The following is a 15,432-nucleotide window of genomic DNA, read 5'->3' as shown; positions in this document are numbered from 1 at the left end:
CGCAGCAGAAACGACAAGGGCAGCTTTCGCTGCCCTTGTCGCGGTTCAACCTTCTTGCAGGATCATTCCCACTCGATAGTCGCTGGCGGCTTGCTCGACACGTCATAGGTGACGCGAGAGATACCTTCGATTTCATTGATGATGCGGCCGCTGACGGTTTCCAGCAGCTCGTAAGGCAGGTGCGCCCAACGTGCAGTCATAAAGTCGATGGTCTCCACCGCGCGCAAGGCGACAACCCAGGCGTAACGACGGCCGTCACCCACTACACCCACCGATTTCACCGGCTGGAACACCACGAAGGCCTGGCTGACCTTGTGATACCAATCGGCCTTGCGCAGCTCTTCAATAAAGATATGGTCAGCGCGACGCAGCAGGTCGGCGTATTCCTTTTTCACTTCACCGAGGATGCGCACACCCAGGCCTGGGCCCGGGAATGGGTGACGGTAGACCATGTCGTACGGCAGGCCGAGTTCGAGACCGAGGCGACGCACTTCGTCCTTGAACAGTTCGCGCAGCGGCTCGACCAGTTTCAGGTTCATTTCTTCCGGCAGGCCGCCAACGTTGTGGTGCGACTTGATCACGTGGGCCTTGCCGCTTTTTGCGCCAGCCGACTCGATCACGTCCGGGTAGATGGTGCCTTGGGCGAGGAACTTGATGTTGTCTAGCTTGCTAGCCTGGGCATCGAACACGTCGATAAAGGTGCGACCGATGATTTTGCGCTTCTTCTCCGGGTCGGCTTCGCCGGCCAAGTTGTCGAGGAACTGCGCTTCGGCGTTGGCGCGGATCACTTTGACGCCCATGTTCTCGGCGAACATGGCCATCACCTGCTCACCTTCGTGCAGACGCAACAGGCCGTTGTCGACGAATACGCAGGTCAGCTGATCACCAATGGCCTTGTGCAGCAGCGCCGCAACCACCGAAGAGTCAACACCGCCGGAGAGACCTAGCAGCACGTTGGCGCTACCGACTTGGGCGCGCACAGTGGCGATGGCGTCTTCGGCGATTTTCGACGGCGTCCACAGCGCTTCACAACCGCAGATGTCGAGGATAAAGCGCGACAGGATGCGACCGCCCTGCTTGGTGTGGGTCACTTCCGGGTGGAATTGCACGCCGTAGTAGCCGCGAGCGTCGTTGAACATGCCAGCAATCGGGCAGCTCGGGGTACTGGCCAGGACATGGAAGTCCTGCGGCATCTTGGTGACCTTGTCACCATGACTCATCCATACGTCGAGGCCAAACAGGCCGTCAGCGTCGACGTGGTCTTCGATACCATCCAGCAGACGGCTCTTGCCAACCACATCAACACGGGCGTAACCGAACTCACGCAGTTCGGAGCCTTCAACCTTGCCGCCCAGTTGCTCAGCCATGGTTTGCATGCCGTAGCAGATACCGAGGACAGGCACGCCCAGGTCGAATACTGCTTGTGGCGCGCGCGGGCTATTGGCCTCATGCACCGACTCCGGGCCACCGGCGAGGATGATGCCGCGCGGTGCGAAAGCACGGATGTCATCGTCGCTCATGTCGAACGGGTGCAGCTCGCAATACACACCGATCTCGCGCACGCGGCGGGCGATCAGCTGGGTGTACTGGGAACCGAAATCCAGAATCAGGATGCGGTGAGCGTGGATGTCTTGATGAGCCATGGCCGTCTCTCGTAGCGGAATTCACAAATGACTCGGGGCTGCCCTGTAAACCAACAGCGACAGCCCCGTGCTTCATATCAACTGATCAGTAATCAGCCCACGCGGTAATTCGGGGCTTCTTTGGTGATCTGTACATCGTGTACATGCGACTCGGCCATGCCCGCGCCGGTAATGCGCACGAACTCAGGCTTGCTGCGCATCTCTTCAACGGTCGCACAACCGGTATAGCCCATGGAGGCACGCAGGCCGCCCATCAGCTGATGAACGATGGCGGCCATGGCGCCCTTATACGGCACTCGACCTTCGATACCTTCCGGTACCAGCTTCTCGGCACCGGCCGAGGAATCCTGGAAGTAACGATCCGAGGAGCCCTGCGCCTGCGCCATCGCACCCAGCGACCCCATGCCGCGATAAGCCTTGTAGGAACGACCCTGGAACAGTTCGACTTCGCCCGGCGCTTCTTCAGTACCGGCGAGCATCGAACCGATCATCACGCAGGACGCACCGGCAACGATGGCTTTGGACAGGTCACCGGAGAAACGGATACCACCATCGGCGATCAGCGGTACACCGGTGCCGGCCAGAGCGGCGGCAACGTTGGCCACGGCAGAGATTTGCGGCACGCCGACACCTGCGACGATGCGCGTGGTGCAGATCGAGCCAGGGCCGATACCGACCTTGACCGCATCAGCGCCCGCTTCGGCCAGGGCCTTGGCGGCCTCGCCGGTGGCGATGTTGCCGCCGATCACCTGAACGTCCGGGAAGTTCTGCTTGACCCAACGCACGCGGTCGATCACGCCTTTGGAGTGACCGTGTGCGGTGTCGACGATGATCACGTCAACGCCGGCGTTAGCCAGTGCAGCGACGCGATCAGCGGTATCGGCACCGGTACCGACAGCGGCACCAACACGCAGGCGACCTTGGTCGTCTTTGCTGGCCAGCGGGTAGGCTTTGGCTTTTTCGATGTCCTTGACGGTCATCATGCCCTTCAGGTGGAAGGCATCATCGACGATCAGGACTTTTTCGATGCGGTGCTTGTGCAGCAGCTCGCGCACCACATCTTTATCGGCACCTTCCGGGACGGTGACCAGACGCTCTTTCGGCGTCATCACTTCACGCACGGTGGCGTCCAGGCGGTTCTCGAAACGTACGTCACGGGAGGTGACGATGCCGACCAGGTCGCCATCGCTCAGCACCGGCACACCGGAGATGTTGTGCATGCGGGTCAGGTCGAACAGGTCACGCACGGTGGCATCGGCTTCGATGGTGATCGGGTCCTTGACCACGCCCGCCTCGTAGCGCTTGACCTTGCGCACCTCGGCAGCTTGCTGCTCGACGGTCATGTTCTTGTGGATGATGCCGATGCCGCCTTCCTGAGCCATGGCAATCGCCAAACGGGCTTCAGTCACGGTATCCATGGCAGCAGAGAGCAATGGGATATTCAGCTCGATACCACGGGTCAGGCGCGTTTTGAGGCTGACATCCTTCGGCAGAACTTCGGAATAACCTGGAATAAGTAGAACGTCGTCGAAGGTTAGAGCTTCTTGACTGATACGCAGCATGGCGGGGGCTCCCGGACGGGAAAATTGGAAGCGCGCCATTATACTCAGACGCCCCCCTGCACTCAACGCAAACAATCACATTGCTCTGCACCCGCTAACGCAGCGCTATCCAAGCGCGGAACAAGACGAATACAATAATGATTCTCAAAAACACCCGCAACTGAGTAGTAAATGCCTTACAGCCGCCTCTCTTACAGCCCACACGCTTGGCGTGCCAGCCTGCTCGCCCTCGCTTTGGCACCAGCTACAAACAGCCTCGCCGCCGAAACCATCAGCCCACTTGAGCTGCCAAGCCAGGCTGTTACCGCAACCCGTGAAGCCGAAACGGGTTACGCCACCAAGACGGCCAGCACCGCCAGCAAAAGCGCCGTACCAATCATGCAGGAAGCCCAAGCCGTGCAAGTGGTGACCGAGCAGGTGATCGAGGACTATCAGGTGCAGTCGTTGGACGACGCCATGAAGTTCGTCAGCGGCATTACCCAGAGCAATACCCTGGCCGGCACCCAGGATGGCTTTGTTAAACGCGGTTTCGGCAGTAACGCTGACGGCTCAATTCTGCGTGACGGCATCCGTTCCAGCCTGTCGCGCAACTTCAGCGCCACTACTGAGCGTGTGGAAGTACTCAAAGGGCCGGCCTCCTTGCTTTATGGCGCACTGGAGCCCGGCGGCCTGATCAACGTCATCAGCAAACAACCGGAATACCTTCGTTACAGCAAGGTAAGCGGCGAACACTCAAGCGCTGGGGGTGGCAGCCTGTCCGTTGACACCACTGACCCACTGGGCGACAGCGGCTTTGCCTATCGCCTGATTGCTGAACGACAGCACGAGGACTATTGGCGCAACTTTGGTGCGGACAACCACACCCTGATCGCCCCGTCCTTAAGCTGGACCGGCGATGACCTGCGCATCAGCCTGGCTTATGAACGCAAGGAGTACTCAACGCCAGTGGATCGCGGCACGGTGATCGTCAACGGTAAGCCGGCAAATACTCAGTACAACGCCCGCTTCAACGAGCGTTGGGCAAAAGCCGAAGGCACCGATGAGCTATTCACTGCCAAAGTCGAATATCAGCTCAACCCGGACTGGCTAAGCCGCCTAACCTACGGCTGGAACAACGAGCGCTACGACTATGCCGAGGCGCGTCCCAACACGCTCAACGCAACCACCGGCGCACTCAGCCGCCGCGCCGATGGCAGCGAGCACGACAATCAAACCCAGTACCTGGCTTGGGACTGGATTGGCAACGCCAGCGTGTTCGGCCAGCAGCATGACCTACTGCTGGGCATGGATACCGAGAGCGTCGATAACTTCCGTGGTGATACCTATCGCGGCACGGCAGTGGGCGGTTTCAATATCTATCAGCCGGTCTACGGCAACCTCCCCGAGCCATCGGCGCTGAACAGCGCGCAAAGCGATAGAAGCGATGAACTGCACTCACGCTCGCTGTATGTGAAAGACAACTGGCACCTCAACGAGCAATGGATAGTGGTCGCCGGCGCTCGCTATCAGCACTTTGAGCAATTGGTCGAACAAGGCCGTGGCAACAGCTACACGAAAACCACCGACCGCCAAGACAACGCTTTTTTGCCGTTTGCCGGTTTGGTTTACCAGCTCAACCAGCAGGTTTCGCTGTACGGCAACTACAGCCGCTCGTTCGCGCCCAACGCCTCCGACACCGACACGGGTCAAGCATTCGACCCGGAAGAGGGACGCAGCTACGAAGTGGGCGTCAAGCTCGACCTGGGCAATGCCCTCACGGCTAGCGCGGCGCTGTTCGACATCGAGAAAGAAAACGTTGTGGTGAGCAACAACGGCACCTCGCAAGCGGCCGGCAAGGTGGGCTCGCAGGGTGTGGAAATCGACGTCAGCGGACGCCTTGCCGAACGATGGGAGCTGCTCGGCACTTACGCCTACACCGACACGGAAATCCTCGACGACCCGAAAGATAAGGGCAATGCACTGGTCAATGCCGCGCAAAACACCGCCAGCCTCTACCTGACCCATCACCTGGCCCTGCCCAGTGAGGCGGGGCAATGGCGGATTGGCGGCGGTGCGCGCTATGTCGGCGAGCGCGCGGGCGATAACGCCAACAGTTTCTGGCTGGACAGCTACACCGTGGCCGATGCGTTTATCAGCTGGGAAAGCCAGCTACTGGGCGACAAAACCCGCCTGCAACTGAACGCCCGCAACCTGTTTAACCAGGAGTACTACCCGTCCAGCGGCGGCAATCTGCGCGTTGCGGTGGGTGAACCGCGCGAGTTGCGCCTGTCAGCCAGCGTCGAGTTTTAACCAGCAACCCGGCTCAGGGATGAGCCGGCTCAATCCAGATCCACCCGCACCAACGAAACCGCATAACCCAAACGCGCAGCAAACTCATCGAGAAAGTTCTGCTTAAACCCGGCATCAGCCCAGTTATTGAAGATAAAACCCAGGTTGGAAAAGCCACAGGGCTGCAGGAATAAAAAGCCGTTGATGTCGTCTTCATGACCACAACGTGGGCAAGTGAAGTTATCCGTATGCCCCGGCATCCACTCATCCAGGCTGTCGAACAGTGGCCCGCCGATTTCCTTACGGCACTGCGCGCAGCCCGCTTCCTCCAGAAAGCCAGCGGTCGGCGTATAGATGCAGCGCTTGTAGATAATCTCCAGGCCATGCACCGCCTGCCCAAACGGCAACAACTCCGGCCGTTCGACTACGCGCCGCGCACCCTCGGCAATGCCATAGCCCATGTGTTTAAAGGTACGCCCACAGGTGCTTAGCTGTTCTTCGATGATGTTCTGCTTGACCAGCCAACGCACAATCAGCCGCGCCCGCGCCTCGTGGCCGGGGAAGCTGGAAATCTGCGGCACGATGATGGCTTGCTGTTCACTCATAACGGGACTCTGCTTGTGCTGAAGCGGCGCAGCTTAATCTGCTGACCGCGCGGGTCAAGGCCATTGCACTATGGCCAATCCGGCAAAGCCTTTATCATGCCGAGCATGATCAAAGACCCCTTCCAACGCCTGAACCTCGACCGCGAGGTGCTCAGCGTCAGCCAGCTGAATAACCGCGCGCGCCTGCTGCTCGAAGATGTATTCGGCGGTATCTGGGTTGAAGGCGAGATATCCAACCTGGCCAAGCCGGCGTCTGGACATATCTACTTCACCCTGAAAGACAGCCAGGCCCAGGTGCGCTGCGCGTTGTTCCGGCAAAACGCCGCCAAGGTGCGCCAGGCTTTACGTGATGGTTTGGCCGTGAAAGTGCGCGGCAAGGTTTCGCTGTTTGAAGGCCGTGGTGATTACCAGCTGATTCTCGATGCCGTGGAGCCTGCCGGCGACGGTGCGCTGCGTCTGGCGTTCGAGGCATTAAAGGAGAAACTCAGTGCTGAAGGCTTGTTCTCGGCCGAGCATAAAATCGCCTTACCGCCCCACCCCAAGCGCATCGGCATTATCAGCTCACCGACCGGCGCGGTAATCCGCGACATCATCAGCGTATTCCGCCGCCGCGCGCCGCAGGTCGAACTGACCCTGACCCCTACCGCTGTGCAAGGCCGCGACGCCACCGCACAGATTGTTCGCGCCCTCGGTATCGCCGATGCAAAAGGCTTCGATGCGCTGATCCTGGCCCGTGGCGGTGGCTCGCTGGAGGACCTCTGGTGCTTCAACGAAGAGCCGGTGGCTCGCGCCATTGCCGCCTGTAAAACCCCCATCGTCAGCGCGGTGGGCCATGAAACCGATGTTTCCATCGCCGATTTTGTCGCCGACATGCGCGCGCCAACGCCCTCGGCCGCCGCTGAGTTACTGGCCCCCGACAGCAGTGAACTGGTGCAGCGCCTGCATAACCTCAAGCGCCGCCTGAACCTGCGCATACAACACCGCCTGGAGCGTGAACGCATGCGTCTGGAGGGTTTGCAGCGACAATTGCGCCATCCGGGTGAACGCCTGCGCCAGCACGCCCAGCGCGTAGATGACCTGGACATGCGCCTCAGCCGCGCCTTTGAGCGCCAACTGAAGAACCGCCGTGAACGCCTGAGCCATCTGCAAACCCGACTGCTTAGCCTGCACCCGGAGCGCAACCTAAAGCTGCTCGACCAGCGCCTGAAGGCCCTGAGCGAACGGCTGCAACGCAGCATGCGTGAAGGGCTCAAGGCGCGTCACCTGCAGCTGCACAGCCAGGTGCAAACGCTGCATGCGGTCAGCCCGCTGGCGACCCTTGGTCGCGGCTACAGCATCTTGCTCGATGAGCGCGGCCGCGCCATCCGCAACGCTGCTGACACCCAGCCAGGCCAACGCTTAAAAGCGCGCCTGGGCAACGGCGAGCTGGATGTGCGGGTCGAAGACAATCATGTGCAGCCGGTCACCCTCTCGCTGCTCGATTGACCTTTTATGCAGGTGGATAAGCTTCGCGTTATCCACCCTAGGGATATTCAATGCGCCTATTTACTCTGCTCACCCTGTTCTGCCTCGCCCTACCCGTCCACGCCGAAGGCTTTATCAGTCGTCTACTAAACAAACCGGTGCCCGGCGGTGTGGCAGTAGTTGATCTGGGCACGGGAGAAACCGCGCCCAATGTGCGCTATCAGAGCAAACCGGTATTGGTTATCAAAGAAGACCAGCAGCGCTGGATCGCCATAGTCGGCATTCCCCTGAGCGTGAAGCCTGGCACTCAGCAGATCAGCGTCAATGGCAGCAAGGCATTGAGCTTTCAGGTGGGCAGCAAGCATTACGTCGAGCAACGCATCACTATCAAGAACCAACAGCAGGTCAATCCGAACGCGACCAACCTCAAGCGCATTCAACGCGAACTGGCCGAACAGACCCACGCCTACCAGCAATTCAGCCCGCGCCAGCCGAGTAACCTGCTGCTCGACAAACCAGTCAACGGACCGCTTTCCAGCCCCTTCGGTTTACGCCGTTTCTTTAACGGCGAGGAGCGCAACCCGCACTCCGGGCTGGACTTCGCCGCCAGCCGTGGCACTTCGATCAAAGCGCCAGCTGCGGGAAAAGTGATTCTGGTGGGCGATTACTTCTTCAACGGCAAAACCGTATTCGTCGACCACGGCCAAGGTCTTATCAGCATGTTCTGCCATTTGTCAGTGATTGGCGTGAAGGTGGGCGATGAGCTGCCGCGCGGCGGCGTGCTCGGCAAAGTCGGCGCCACTGGGCGGGCCACTGGCCCGCACCTGCACTGGAACGTCAGCCTGAACGACGCCCGCGTCGACCCGGCAATTTTTATCGGCGCTTTTACGCCATAACCGTTCGTCGACTTGTTCCGTAACTCTGTCAAGACCTTTCAGCGCATGCCGATTACGTCTGTGACGCCGGGTTTTCCGCCCGGCTGAGTGGGTATGCACGAAGATGCTGACGGTTAATACCAACATCTCGTCGTCGTTTACACGTCGCCAACTGGAGAGCAACAGCACGGCCCTGAGTACTTCGCTGCAGCGTCTGTCCACGGGACAACGTATCAACAGCGCGAAGGACGATGCCGCTGGGCTGCAAATCTCCAACCGTCTGACCTCGCAGCTGCGGGGGCTGAATGTGGCTACGCGCAATGCAAACGACGGCATATCGCTGCTGCAGGTAGGTGAAGGCGCGTTGCAAAGCGTCACCGATGCCCTGCAGCGCATTCGCGCGCTCGGTTTGCAGGCCATGAACGGCTCCAACGGAGCCAGTGAACGCACGGCCTTGGATCAAGAAGCTCAACAGCTGCTGCAAGAGATCAACCGCGTTAACGAAACCACGACCTTTGCTGGGCGTAAGGTGTTTGACCAAGGCACCTTCTCGGTCCTCGGCGATCTCGATCAGAGGGCTGTGCTCAATGCCCTGAAAGGTTTCTGGATCAGCGAGGGTGAGCAGCGGGTGGCCGATGCGTTTGGGCTGAGCGCGGATGGCGCTGAACTGAAAATCACTTTTACCAACGACTCGTCCAGCCAAGCATTGGCTTCTGTTTCAGGCAGTTCGGGCGCTGGCGGGAAGATCTTTAATCAGGTTCTCAACGTCAACCTCGCCTACTTTGATGCCTCAACCCTGCCCAACGGCGGCAGTACGCCACAATACACCGACCGGGTCATTGCCCATGAAATGGCGCATGCGGTCATGGGCCGCACCATGAACTTTGCCGGACTGCCCAGCTGGTTTATCGAGGGCAGCGCCGAGGCCGTCCAGGGGGCTGATGAGCGACTGGCTGGGGACACCGCTGGCGGCACCAATACGGCAGCCATTCTGGCGGCATTTAACGCCGATGATGTCAGCGGCTCAGCAGGTTATTCCGGCGGCTATGCCGCCATTCGTTACATGCATGACGAAATCAAGGCGGCGGGCGGCAAGGGCATCAAAGACATCATGGGTTACCTGAAACAGAACAGCGGGTCGACCCTGGATCAGGCGTTGACCAATGCCAGTAAAGGCGCATTCAGCAGCTTGGCGGACTTCAGCACCCAGTTCAACGCGGATGCGGCGACCTACGTAGCCGGACTGGACCTGACCAACGCCGATACCGGTGCGATTGGTGGTTTCGATGCTGACGGCGGTAATGTTTTGACTGCTGAGAATGTACTGCTTAACCAAGGCACAGGCTTCCCTGGCTCACAAGGTTTCAAGCTAGTTGAACCTGAACTGTTTAACGCCACGGGCGTAGGTGGCAATACCATCACTCAATTCCAGGTCGGGGCCGAAGCGTATGAAACCATCCAAGTCGGCTTCAGCTCATTCAGTGCCGACGCAATGGCCCTGAGCCGCCTGGACCTCAGCAAGACGCCCGGTCTGGCGGTGATGGATATTGATGATGCGCTGGCCTATATCGACCGCCAGCGTGGCTACATGGGCGCACTGCAAAACCGCCTGGAAAGCACGATCAATAACCTGCAAAGCATTGCCGAAAACGCTGCAGCCAGCCGCTCCCGGATTCTCGACACTGATTTTGCTGCAGAAACCTCAAACCTGGTTTCTCGCCAGATCATTCAGCAAGCCGCGCAAAGCGTGCTTGCACAAGCCAACCAACGCCCTCAAGCCGTACTCAGCCTGCTTGGCTAACTCGCTTCGCACACGCCCCTAAACACATCGAGCAATCCACTCACCCGAACTGATGGCCGCCTGAGTAAAGCCCACATTGCTCCGTCAATTTTTATCGCTGCCCTCAAGCCCTGAAACGATTACGCCTGGGTTCAGCGCTTCTGCTTTGTTATGGTTTGCCCGCCTGAAATAGGCGCACCCGATGTTACCCACCCTTCTCAACTGTCCTAACTTGGGAGCTTGATATGCCGCAAGCGCTGGCCTCATGGTTTGACTGGCTGCAACAACACACAGAGCTTTTCACCCTGATCAGCGTGAGCCTGCTGCTGCTCAGCGCCTGGCTGAGTAATTGGCTGATCAAGCGAATACTCGTCAGAGCGTTATGTCGCCTGCTCGATGCCACCGCCCTTGGGCGCAACGCACAAAACCTGGATAACCAACTCATCCAGCGCCTGGCCAATGTTGTTCCCGCACTGCTGATCAGCGCCGGCGTCGGACTGATCCCAGACCTGCCGGAAAGCCTGGTAAGTGTGACGCGCAACGTCTGCAACGCCTTTATCGTACTGACTGTTGCCCTGGCCTTGAGCCTGGTACTGGATATTGCCAACACCCTTTACAACCTTCGCCCTGACGCCCACCTACGGCCGGTCAAGGGCTACCTGCAGGTTCTGAAAATCAGCGTATTCGCCGTTGCGGCGATTCTGATGATCGCCAGCCTGATTGATCGCTCGCCGCTGATTCTGCTATCTGGCCTCGGCGCCATGGCCGCTGTGCTGATGCTGATTTTTCAGGACACTCTGCTGTCGCTGGTGGCCAGCGTGCAGATCACTTCCAGCGACATCATCCGCGTCGGTGACTGGGTCGAAATGCCGCAACTGAATGCTGACGGCGATGTGATCGATATCGCCCTGCATACGGTCAAGGTGCAGAACTGGGATAAAACCATCTCCAGCATCCCGACTCGACGCTTTATCACCGACCCGTTCAAGAACTGGCGCGGCATGCAGGAATGTGGCGGTCGAAGGATCATGCGCAGCTTGTACCTGGACCAAACCAGCATCGGCTTTCTCAACCCCGACGAGATTGCTCACCTGCAACACGTCGACCTGCTCGGCCAATACCTACAACACAAGCACAGTGAACTGGGTAGCTGGAACAGTGCGCTAGGTGAGGCTAACCACCTGCCCATCAATACCCGGCGCCTCACCAACATCGGCACGTTTCGCGCCTATGTGGAGCATTACCTGCGTCAGCACCCGCATATCCATCAGGACATGACCCAGCTGGTTCGCCAACTCAGCCCAACTGCGGACGGCCTGCCACTACAAATCTACTGTTTCACCAACACCACGGTGTGGAGCCGCTACGAAAGCATCCAGTCCGATATTTTCGACCACCTCCTGGCCATCCTCCCGGAATTTGGCCTGCGTGTGTTCCAGCACCCAAGCGGCGTGGATATCCGTGAGCTGGGACGTAGCCGCAGTGCGCAGAACGCCCACGGATAAATCCAGGCGAGCCTCCCCGCCGACCTTAGGCGGGGACAAAACGCTGCACAATTACCCGCGCACAACGACCATGTTTGCGCAATAAAATCTCGCTCAAGTTGCCAGGCAGGTCGAAACCGCCAATTTTCCAGGAATGCTTGCACGGTTTTGTTCGCATCAGTAGGGTTTACGCTATGAACATTGCCCACACCCTTATTCTGCTGCGCCAACACGCCAACCTCTGCCTGGTCAGCCAGCGACTGCGTGGCTAACGCCCGACGCCAACGCCCTGCACTGTTTTCAGATTCCGCCCGGCTCGCCGATTGCCGCCGCGCTATAAAGGATTGCCCCATGAGCATGCTTAAAGACCCATCCCGCAAGTACCGCCCGTTCACCCAGATTGCCATCCCGGATCGCACCTGGCCGGACAAGGTCATCGACAAGGCGCCGATCTGGCTGTCCACCGACCTGCGCGATGGCAACCAGTCGTTGATCGAGCCGATGGACGCCGAAAAGAAGATGCGTTTCTTCAAGTGCTTGCTGGCTGTGGGCTTGAAGGAGATTGAAGTAGGCTTTCCGTCCGCCTCGCAGACCGATTTCGACTTCGTTCGCGAGCTGATCGAAGGGGGTCACATCCCGGATGACGTGACCATTCAAGTGCTGACCCAGGCCCGCGACGACCTTATCGAACGCACCTTTGAGTCGCTCAAAGGCGCGAAGAAAGCCATCGTGCATTACTACAACGCCTGCGCACCGAGCTTCCGCAAGATTGTCTTCAATCAGGACAAGGCAGGCGTCAAAGCCATCGCTGTGGCTGCCGGCAAGACCATCAAGCGTCTGGCCGACGCCGCACCAGACACCCAGTGGGGCTTCGAGTACTCGCCGGAAGTCTTTAGCAGCACTGAAACCGACTTTGCCGTCGAGGTGTGCAACGCGGTAATCGCAGTGTTCCAACCCACCCCGGCCACCCCGCTGATTCTCAACCTGCCGGCAACCATCGAGTGTGCCACGCCGAATAACTACGCCGATCAGATCGAGTGGTTTGGCCGGCATATCGATAAGCGCGACAGCGTGCTGCTCAGCGTGCACACCCACAACGACCGCGGCACTGGCGTCGCGGCCACCGAGTTGGCGGTCATGGCCGGCGCGGATCGCGTCGAAGGCTGCCTGTTCGGCAATGGCGAGCGTACCGGCAACGTCTGTCTGGTGACCGTCGCACTGAACCTCTACACCCAGGGCGTGAACCCTGAGCTGGACTTCTCCGACATCGACGCCGTGCGCAAGGTGGTTGAAGACTGCAACCAGATCCCGGTACATCCTCGCCATCCGTATGCTGGCGACTTGGTCCACACCGCATTCTCAGGCTCGCACCAGGATGCGATCCGCAAGGGCTTCACCCAGCAACAAGCCGACGCACGTTGGGAAGTACCGTATCTGCCAATTGACCCGGCCGATATCGGCCGCGATTACGAAGCGGTGATTCGCGTTAACAGCCAATCCGGCAAAGGCGGCATTACCTTCCTGCTCGAACAGGAGTACGGCATTAACTTGCCACGCCGCATGCAGATTGAGTTCAGCCAAGTCGTACAACGAGAAACCGACCGCCTTGGCCTGGAAATGACTGCCGCGCAAATCTACAAATTACTCGACAGCGAATATCTGCAAGCCACCACGCCCTATGCGCTGAAAGGCCATCGCCTACAGGAAGAGAACGGCACCAGTGCGGTCGACGTGGAGGTTGTCAGCGAGGGTGAAGTTCAGCACTGGCGCGGCATTGGTAAAGGCCCGCTGGAAGCGCTGGTGGCCGGCCTGCCTGTCGCCGTGGAGATCATGGACTACTCCGAGCACGCCATCGGTGCGGGCACCAATGCCAAGGCTGCGGCCTATATCGAGTTGCGCGTTAACGGCGGCCGCGCCCTGCATGGTGTGGGCATCGACGAAAACCTGACCACGGCGAGCTTCCGCGCGCTGTTTAGCGCGCTGAATCGGGCCATCGGCCAGGCCGCCGAACAAGCGGCCTGATGGGCATCGATCGCTAGCGGACCCTCACCGCTAGCGAGACCCCATGCGCCTCAGCTCATTCGCCCTGCTGCTGCCAGTGACTACGCCCCCACTCACACATGGCAGCCAACACCGGCTGCAACGTGGCGCCATGTTCAGTCACGCAATATTCCACTCGCGGCGGCACCTCGGCAAATACCGTTCGGGTTAGCACGCCGACGCGCTCCAATTCACGCAACTGCTGAGTCAGCATCTTCTCGGTGATGTCCGGCACCAGCCGTTTCAGTTCGGAAAAGCGCAGCGGCCCGTTGAGCAGGCGATACACCAGTAGGGCCTTCCACTTGCCGCCAATCACCTCCAAGGTGACATCCATCGGTGTGCTATAGACCTTATCGCCTTGCATCAGACGCTTGTTTTCAACCGTCCCGGTTTGTTGCTCAGCCATTAATGGTTACCTTTAAGTAAGTTACCGCCTTTATCGTACGTACTTCCTAAAAAGATTGCCACGCGCATAATGGCCGCCTTGGCTTATACAGCCACTTCGAAGACCTTGATGGAGGCTTTATGACGATTGAACACCTGCAAGCACCGCTGCAGCTTGGCGCTTTGACGCTGCCCAACCGCCTGGTGATGGCGCCTTTGACACGCCAACGCAGCCTACCGGGTAACGTCCCAGGCGAGCTGAATGCCAGCTACTACGCCCAGCGCGCCAACGCAGGCCTGATCATCAGTGAAGCCAGCCAGGTCTGCCCTGAAGGCCAAGGCTACGCATGGACACCGGGCATCCACAGCGATGCGCAAGTGGCCGGCTGGCAGCAAGTCACCCAGGCAGTGCATCAAGCCGGCGGACGCATTTTCCTGCAGCTGTGGCATGTGGGACGTATCTCACATCCGCTGCTGCAACCGAACGGCGCCGACCCGGTAGCCCCTTCGGCTATCCAGGCTAAGGCCGAGTGCTATGTAGTCGAAGCCGACGGCAGCCACCACAAGGCGGCCACTGCCATGCCACGCGCACTGGAAGTGAGTGAGCTGCCAGGTGTTGTAAGCGCTTACGCCTACGGCAGTGAAAACGCGATCAAGGCCGGTTTCGATGGTGTTGAAGTGCATGCCGCTAACGGCTACCTGCTGGATCAGTTCCTCTGTTCCAATAGCAACCAGCGCACTGATGCCTATGGCGGCTCGGTGGAAAACCGCGCCCGCTTTGTACTTGAAGTACTGGACGCCACGGTGGCTGCGGTCGGTGACAGCCGCAAGGTCGGCATCCGTATTTCGCCCTTGGGTACGTTTGGCGATGTGCACGATGCCAGCCCATTGGAGACCTTCAGCTACCTGGTCGGCCAACTCAATAGCCGCAACCTGGCCTACCTGCACGTCAACCGTCCGGATTGGCTGGGGGGCACCTTCGAGGGGTTTGATGATCTGCTGCGCGCCCTTCGCGACATTTATAAGGGCACGCTGATTATTGCGGGTGGGCAGACAGCGGAAAGCGGTGAGCAGGCCATCGCCAATAACCTGGCTGACCTAGTCGCCTACGGCCGCCCCTATATCGCCAACCCAGACCTGCTGGCGCGCTTTAAAGCCGGGGCAGAACTCAACCCACTGGACGGCAACACCCTGTATGGCGGCGGAGCCGAGGGTTATACCGATTATCCAACCCTGCGCTAAGCAGCGCTGTTGTAATAAAACGCCGGGCAGAGCCCGGCGTTTTGCTAATCGATGCAAGCCCAACCGCCGCGAACGCCCATAGCGG

General features: G+C 59.4%; 11 protein-coding genes. 7 read left to right on the top strand and 4 right to left on the bottom strand.

Features of this window, described 5'->3' with window-relative positions:
- Positions 1-62 precede the first annotated feature (62 nt).
- Complete coding sequence (guaA, locus tag ACIGEK_RS09150; protein WP_397492973.1) at positions 63-1,643, bottom strand: glutamine-hydrolyzing GMP synthase; 1,581 nt, start codon at positions 1,641-1,643, stop codon at positions 63-65.
- Positions 1,644-1,735: 92 nt separating this feature from the next.
- The gene (gene guaB / locus ACIGEK_RS09145; RefSeq protein ID WP_397492972.1) at positions 1,736-3,205 is read right to left on the bottom strand and encodes an IMP dehydrogenase; all 1,470 of its coding nucleotides are present in this window, start codon (positions 3,203-3,205) and stop codon (positions 1,736-1,738) included.
- Between the two features lie 171 nt (positions 3,206-3,376).
- Between guaB and ACIGEK_RS09140 the strand changes: the two genes are divergently transcribed.
- Positions 3,377-5,494 (top strand): TonB-dependent siderophore receptor, encoded by a 2,118-nt coding sequence (locus ACIGEK_RS09140; RefSeq protein WP_397492971.1) that lies wholly within the window; start codon positions 3,377-3,379, stop codon positions 5,492-5,494.
- A gap of 29 nt (positions 5,495-5,523) precedes the next feature.
- Here ACIGEK_RS09140 and ACIGEK_RS09135 read toward each other — a convergent pair whose 3' ends face one another.
- Entirely contained in the window at positions 5,524-6,078 is a 555-nt protein-coding gene (locus tag ACIGEK_RS09135) for a sugar ABC transporter ATPase (protein ID WP_397492970.1), read from the bottom strand.
- 105 nt (positions 6,079-6,183) lie between these two features.
- Between ACIGEK_RS09135 and xseA the strand changes: the two genes are divergently transcribed.
- From xseA to leuA, 5 genes are all read left to right on the top strand, one after another.
- On the top strand, positions 6,184-7,563 hold the full coding sequence (gene xseA / locus ACIGEK_RS09130) for an exodeoxyribonuclease VII large subunit (protein WP_397493121.1): 1,380 nt from the start codon (positions 6,184-6,186) through the stop codon (positions 7,561-7,563).
- Between the two features lie 50 nt (positions 7,564-7,613).
- The gene (locus tag ACIGEK_RS09125; protein WP_397492969.1) at positions 7,614-8,438 is read left to right on the top strand and encodes a peptidoglycan DD-metalloendopeptidase family protein; all 825 of its coding nucleotides are present in this window, start codon (positions 7,614-7,616) and stop codon (positions 8,436-8,438) included.
- 103 nt (positions 8,439-8,541) lie between these two features.
- Complete coding sequence (locus ACIGEK_RS09120) at positions 8,542-10,218, top strand: flagellinolysin (RefSeq protein WP_397492968.1); 1,677 nt, start codon at positions 8,542-8,544, stop codon at positions 10,216-10,218.
- 224 nt (positions 10,219-10,442) lie between these two features.
- Positions 10,443-11,702, top strand: coding sequence for a mechanosensitive ion channel family protein (locus ACIGEK_RS09115; RefSeq protein ID WP_397492967.1), 1,260 nt, complete (start codon positions 10,443-10,445; stop codon positions 11,700-11,702).
- A 330-nt stretch (positions 11,703-12,032) separates the two neighbouring features.
- Positions 12,033-13,703 (top strand): 2-isopropylmalate synthase, encoded by a 1,671-nt coding sequence (gene leuA / locus ACIGEK_RS09110; RefSeq protein WP_397492966.1) that lies wholly within the window; start codon positions 12,033-12,035, stop codon positions 13,701-13,703.
- A 55-nt stretch (positions 13,704-13,758) separates the two neighbouring features.
- Here the strand turns inward: leuA and ACIGEK_RS09105 are convergent, their stop codons facing one another.
- The gene (locus ACIGEK_RS09105) at positions 13,759-14,127 is read right to left on the bottom strand and encodes a winged helix-turn-helix transcriptional regulator (protein ID WP_397492965.1); all 369 of its coding nucleotides are present in this window, start codon (positions 14,125-14,127) and stop codon (positions 13,759-13,761) included.
- Positions 14,128-14,246: 119 nt separating this feature from the next.
- On the opposite strand from ACIGEK_RS09105, the gene ACIGEK_RS09100 reads away from it, so the two are divergent.
- Positions 14,247-15,347, top strand: coding sequence for an alkene reductase (locus ACIGEK_RS09100; protein ID WP_397492964.1), 1,101 nt, complete (start codon positions 14,247-14,249; stop codon positions 15,345-15,347).
- The last annotated feature ends 85 nt before the right edge of the window (positions 15,348-15,432 follow it).

Source organism: Pseudomonas sp. NPDC079086, from assembly GCF_044542155.1.
GTDB lineage: Bacteria > Pseudomonadota > Gammaproteobacteria > Pseudomonadales > Pseudomonadaceae > Aquipseudomonas.
The sequence above is the reverse complement of the archived record's forward strand: the minus strand, read 5'-3'. Positions and strand labels throughout refer to the sequence as shown.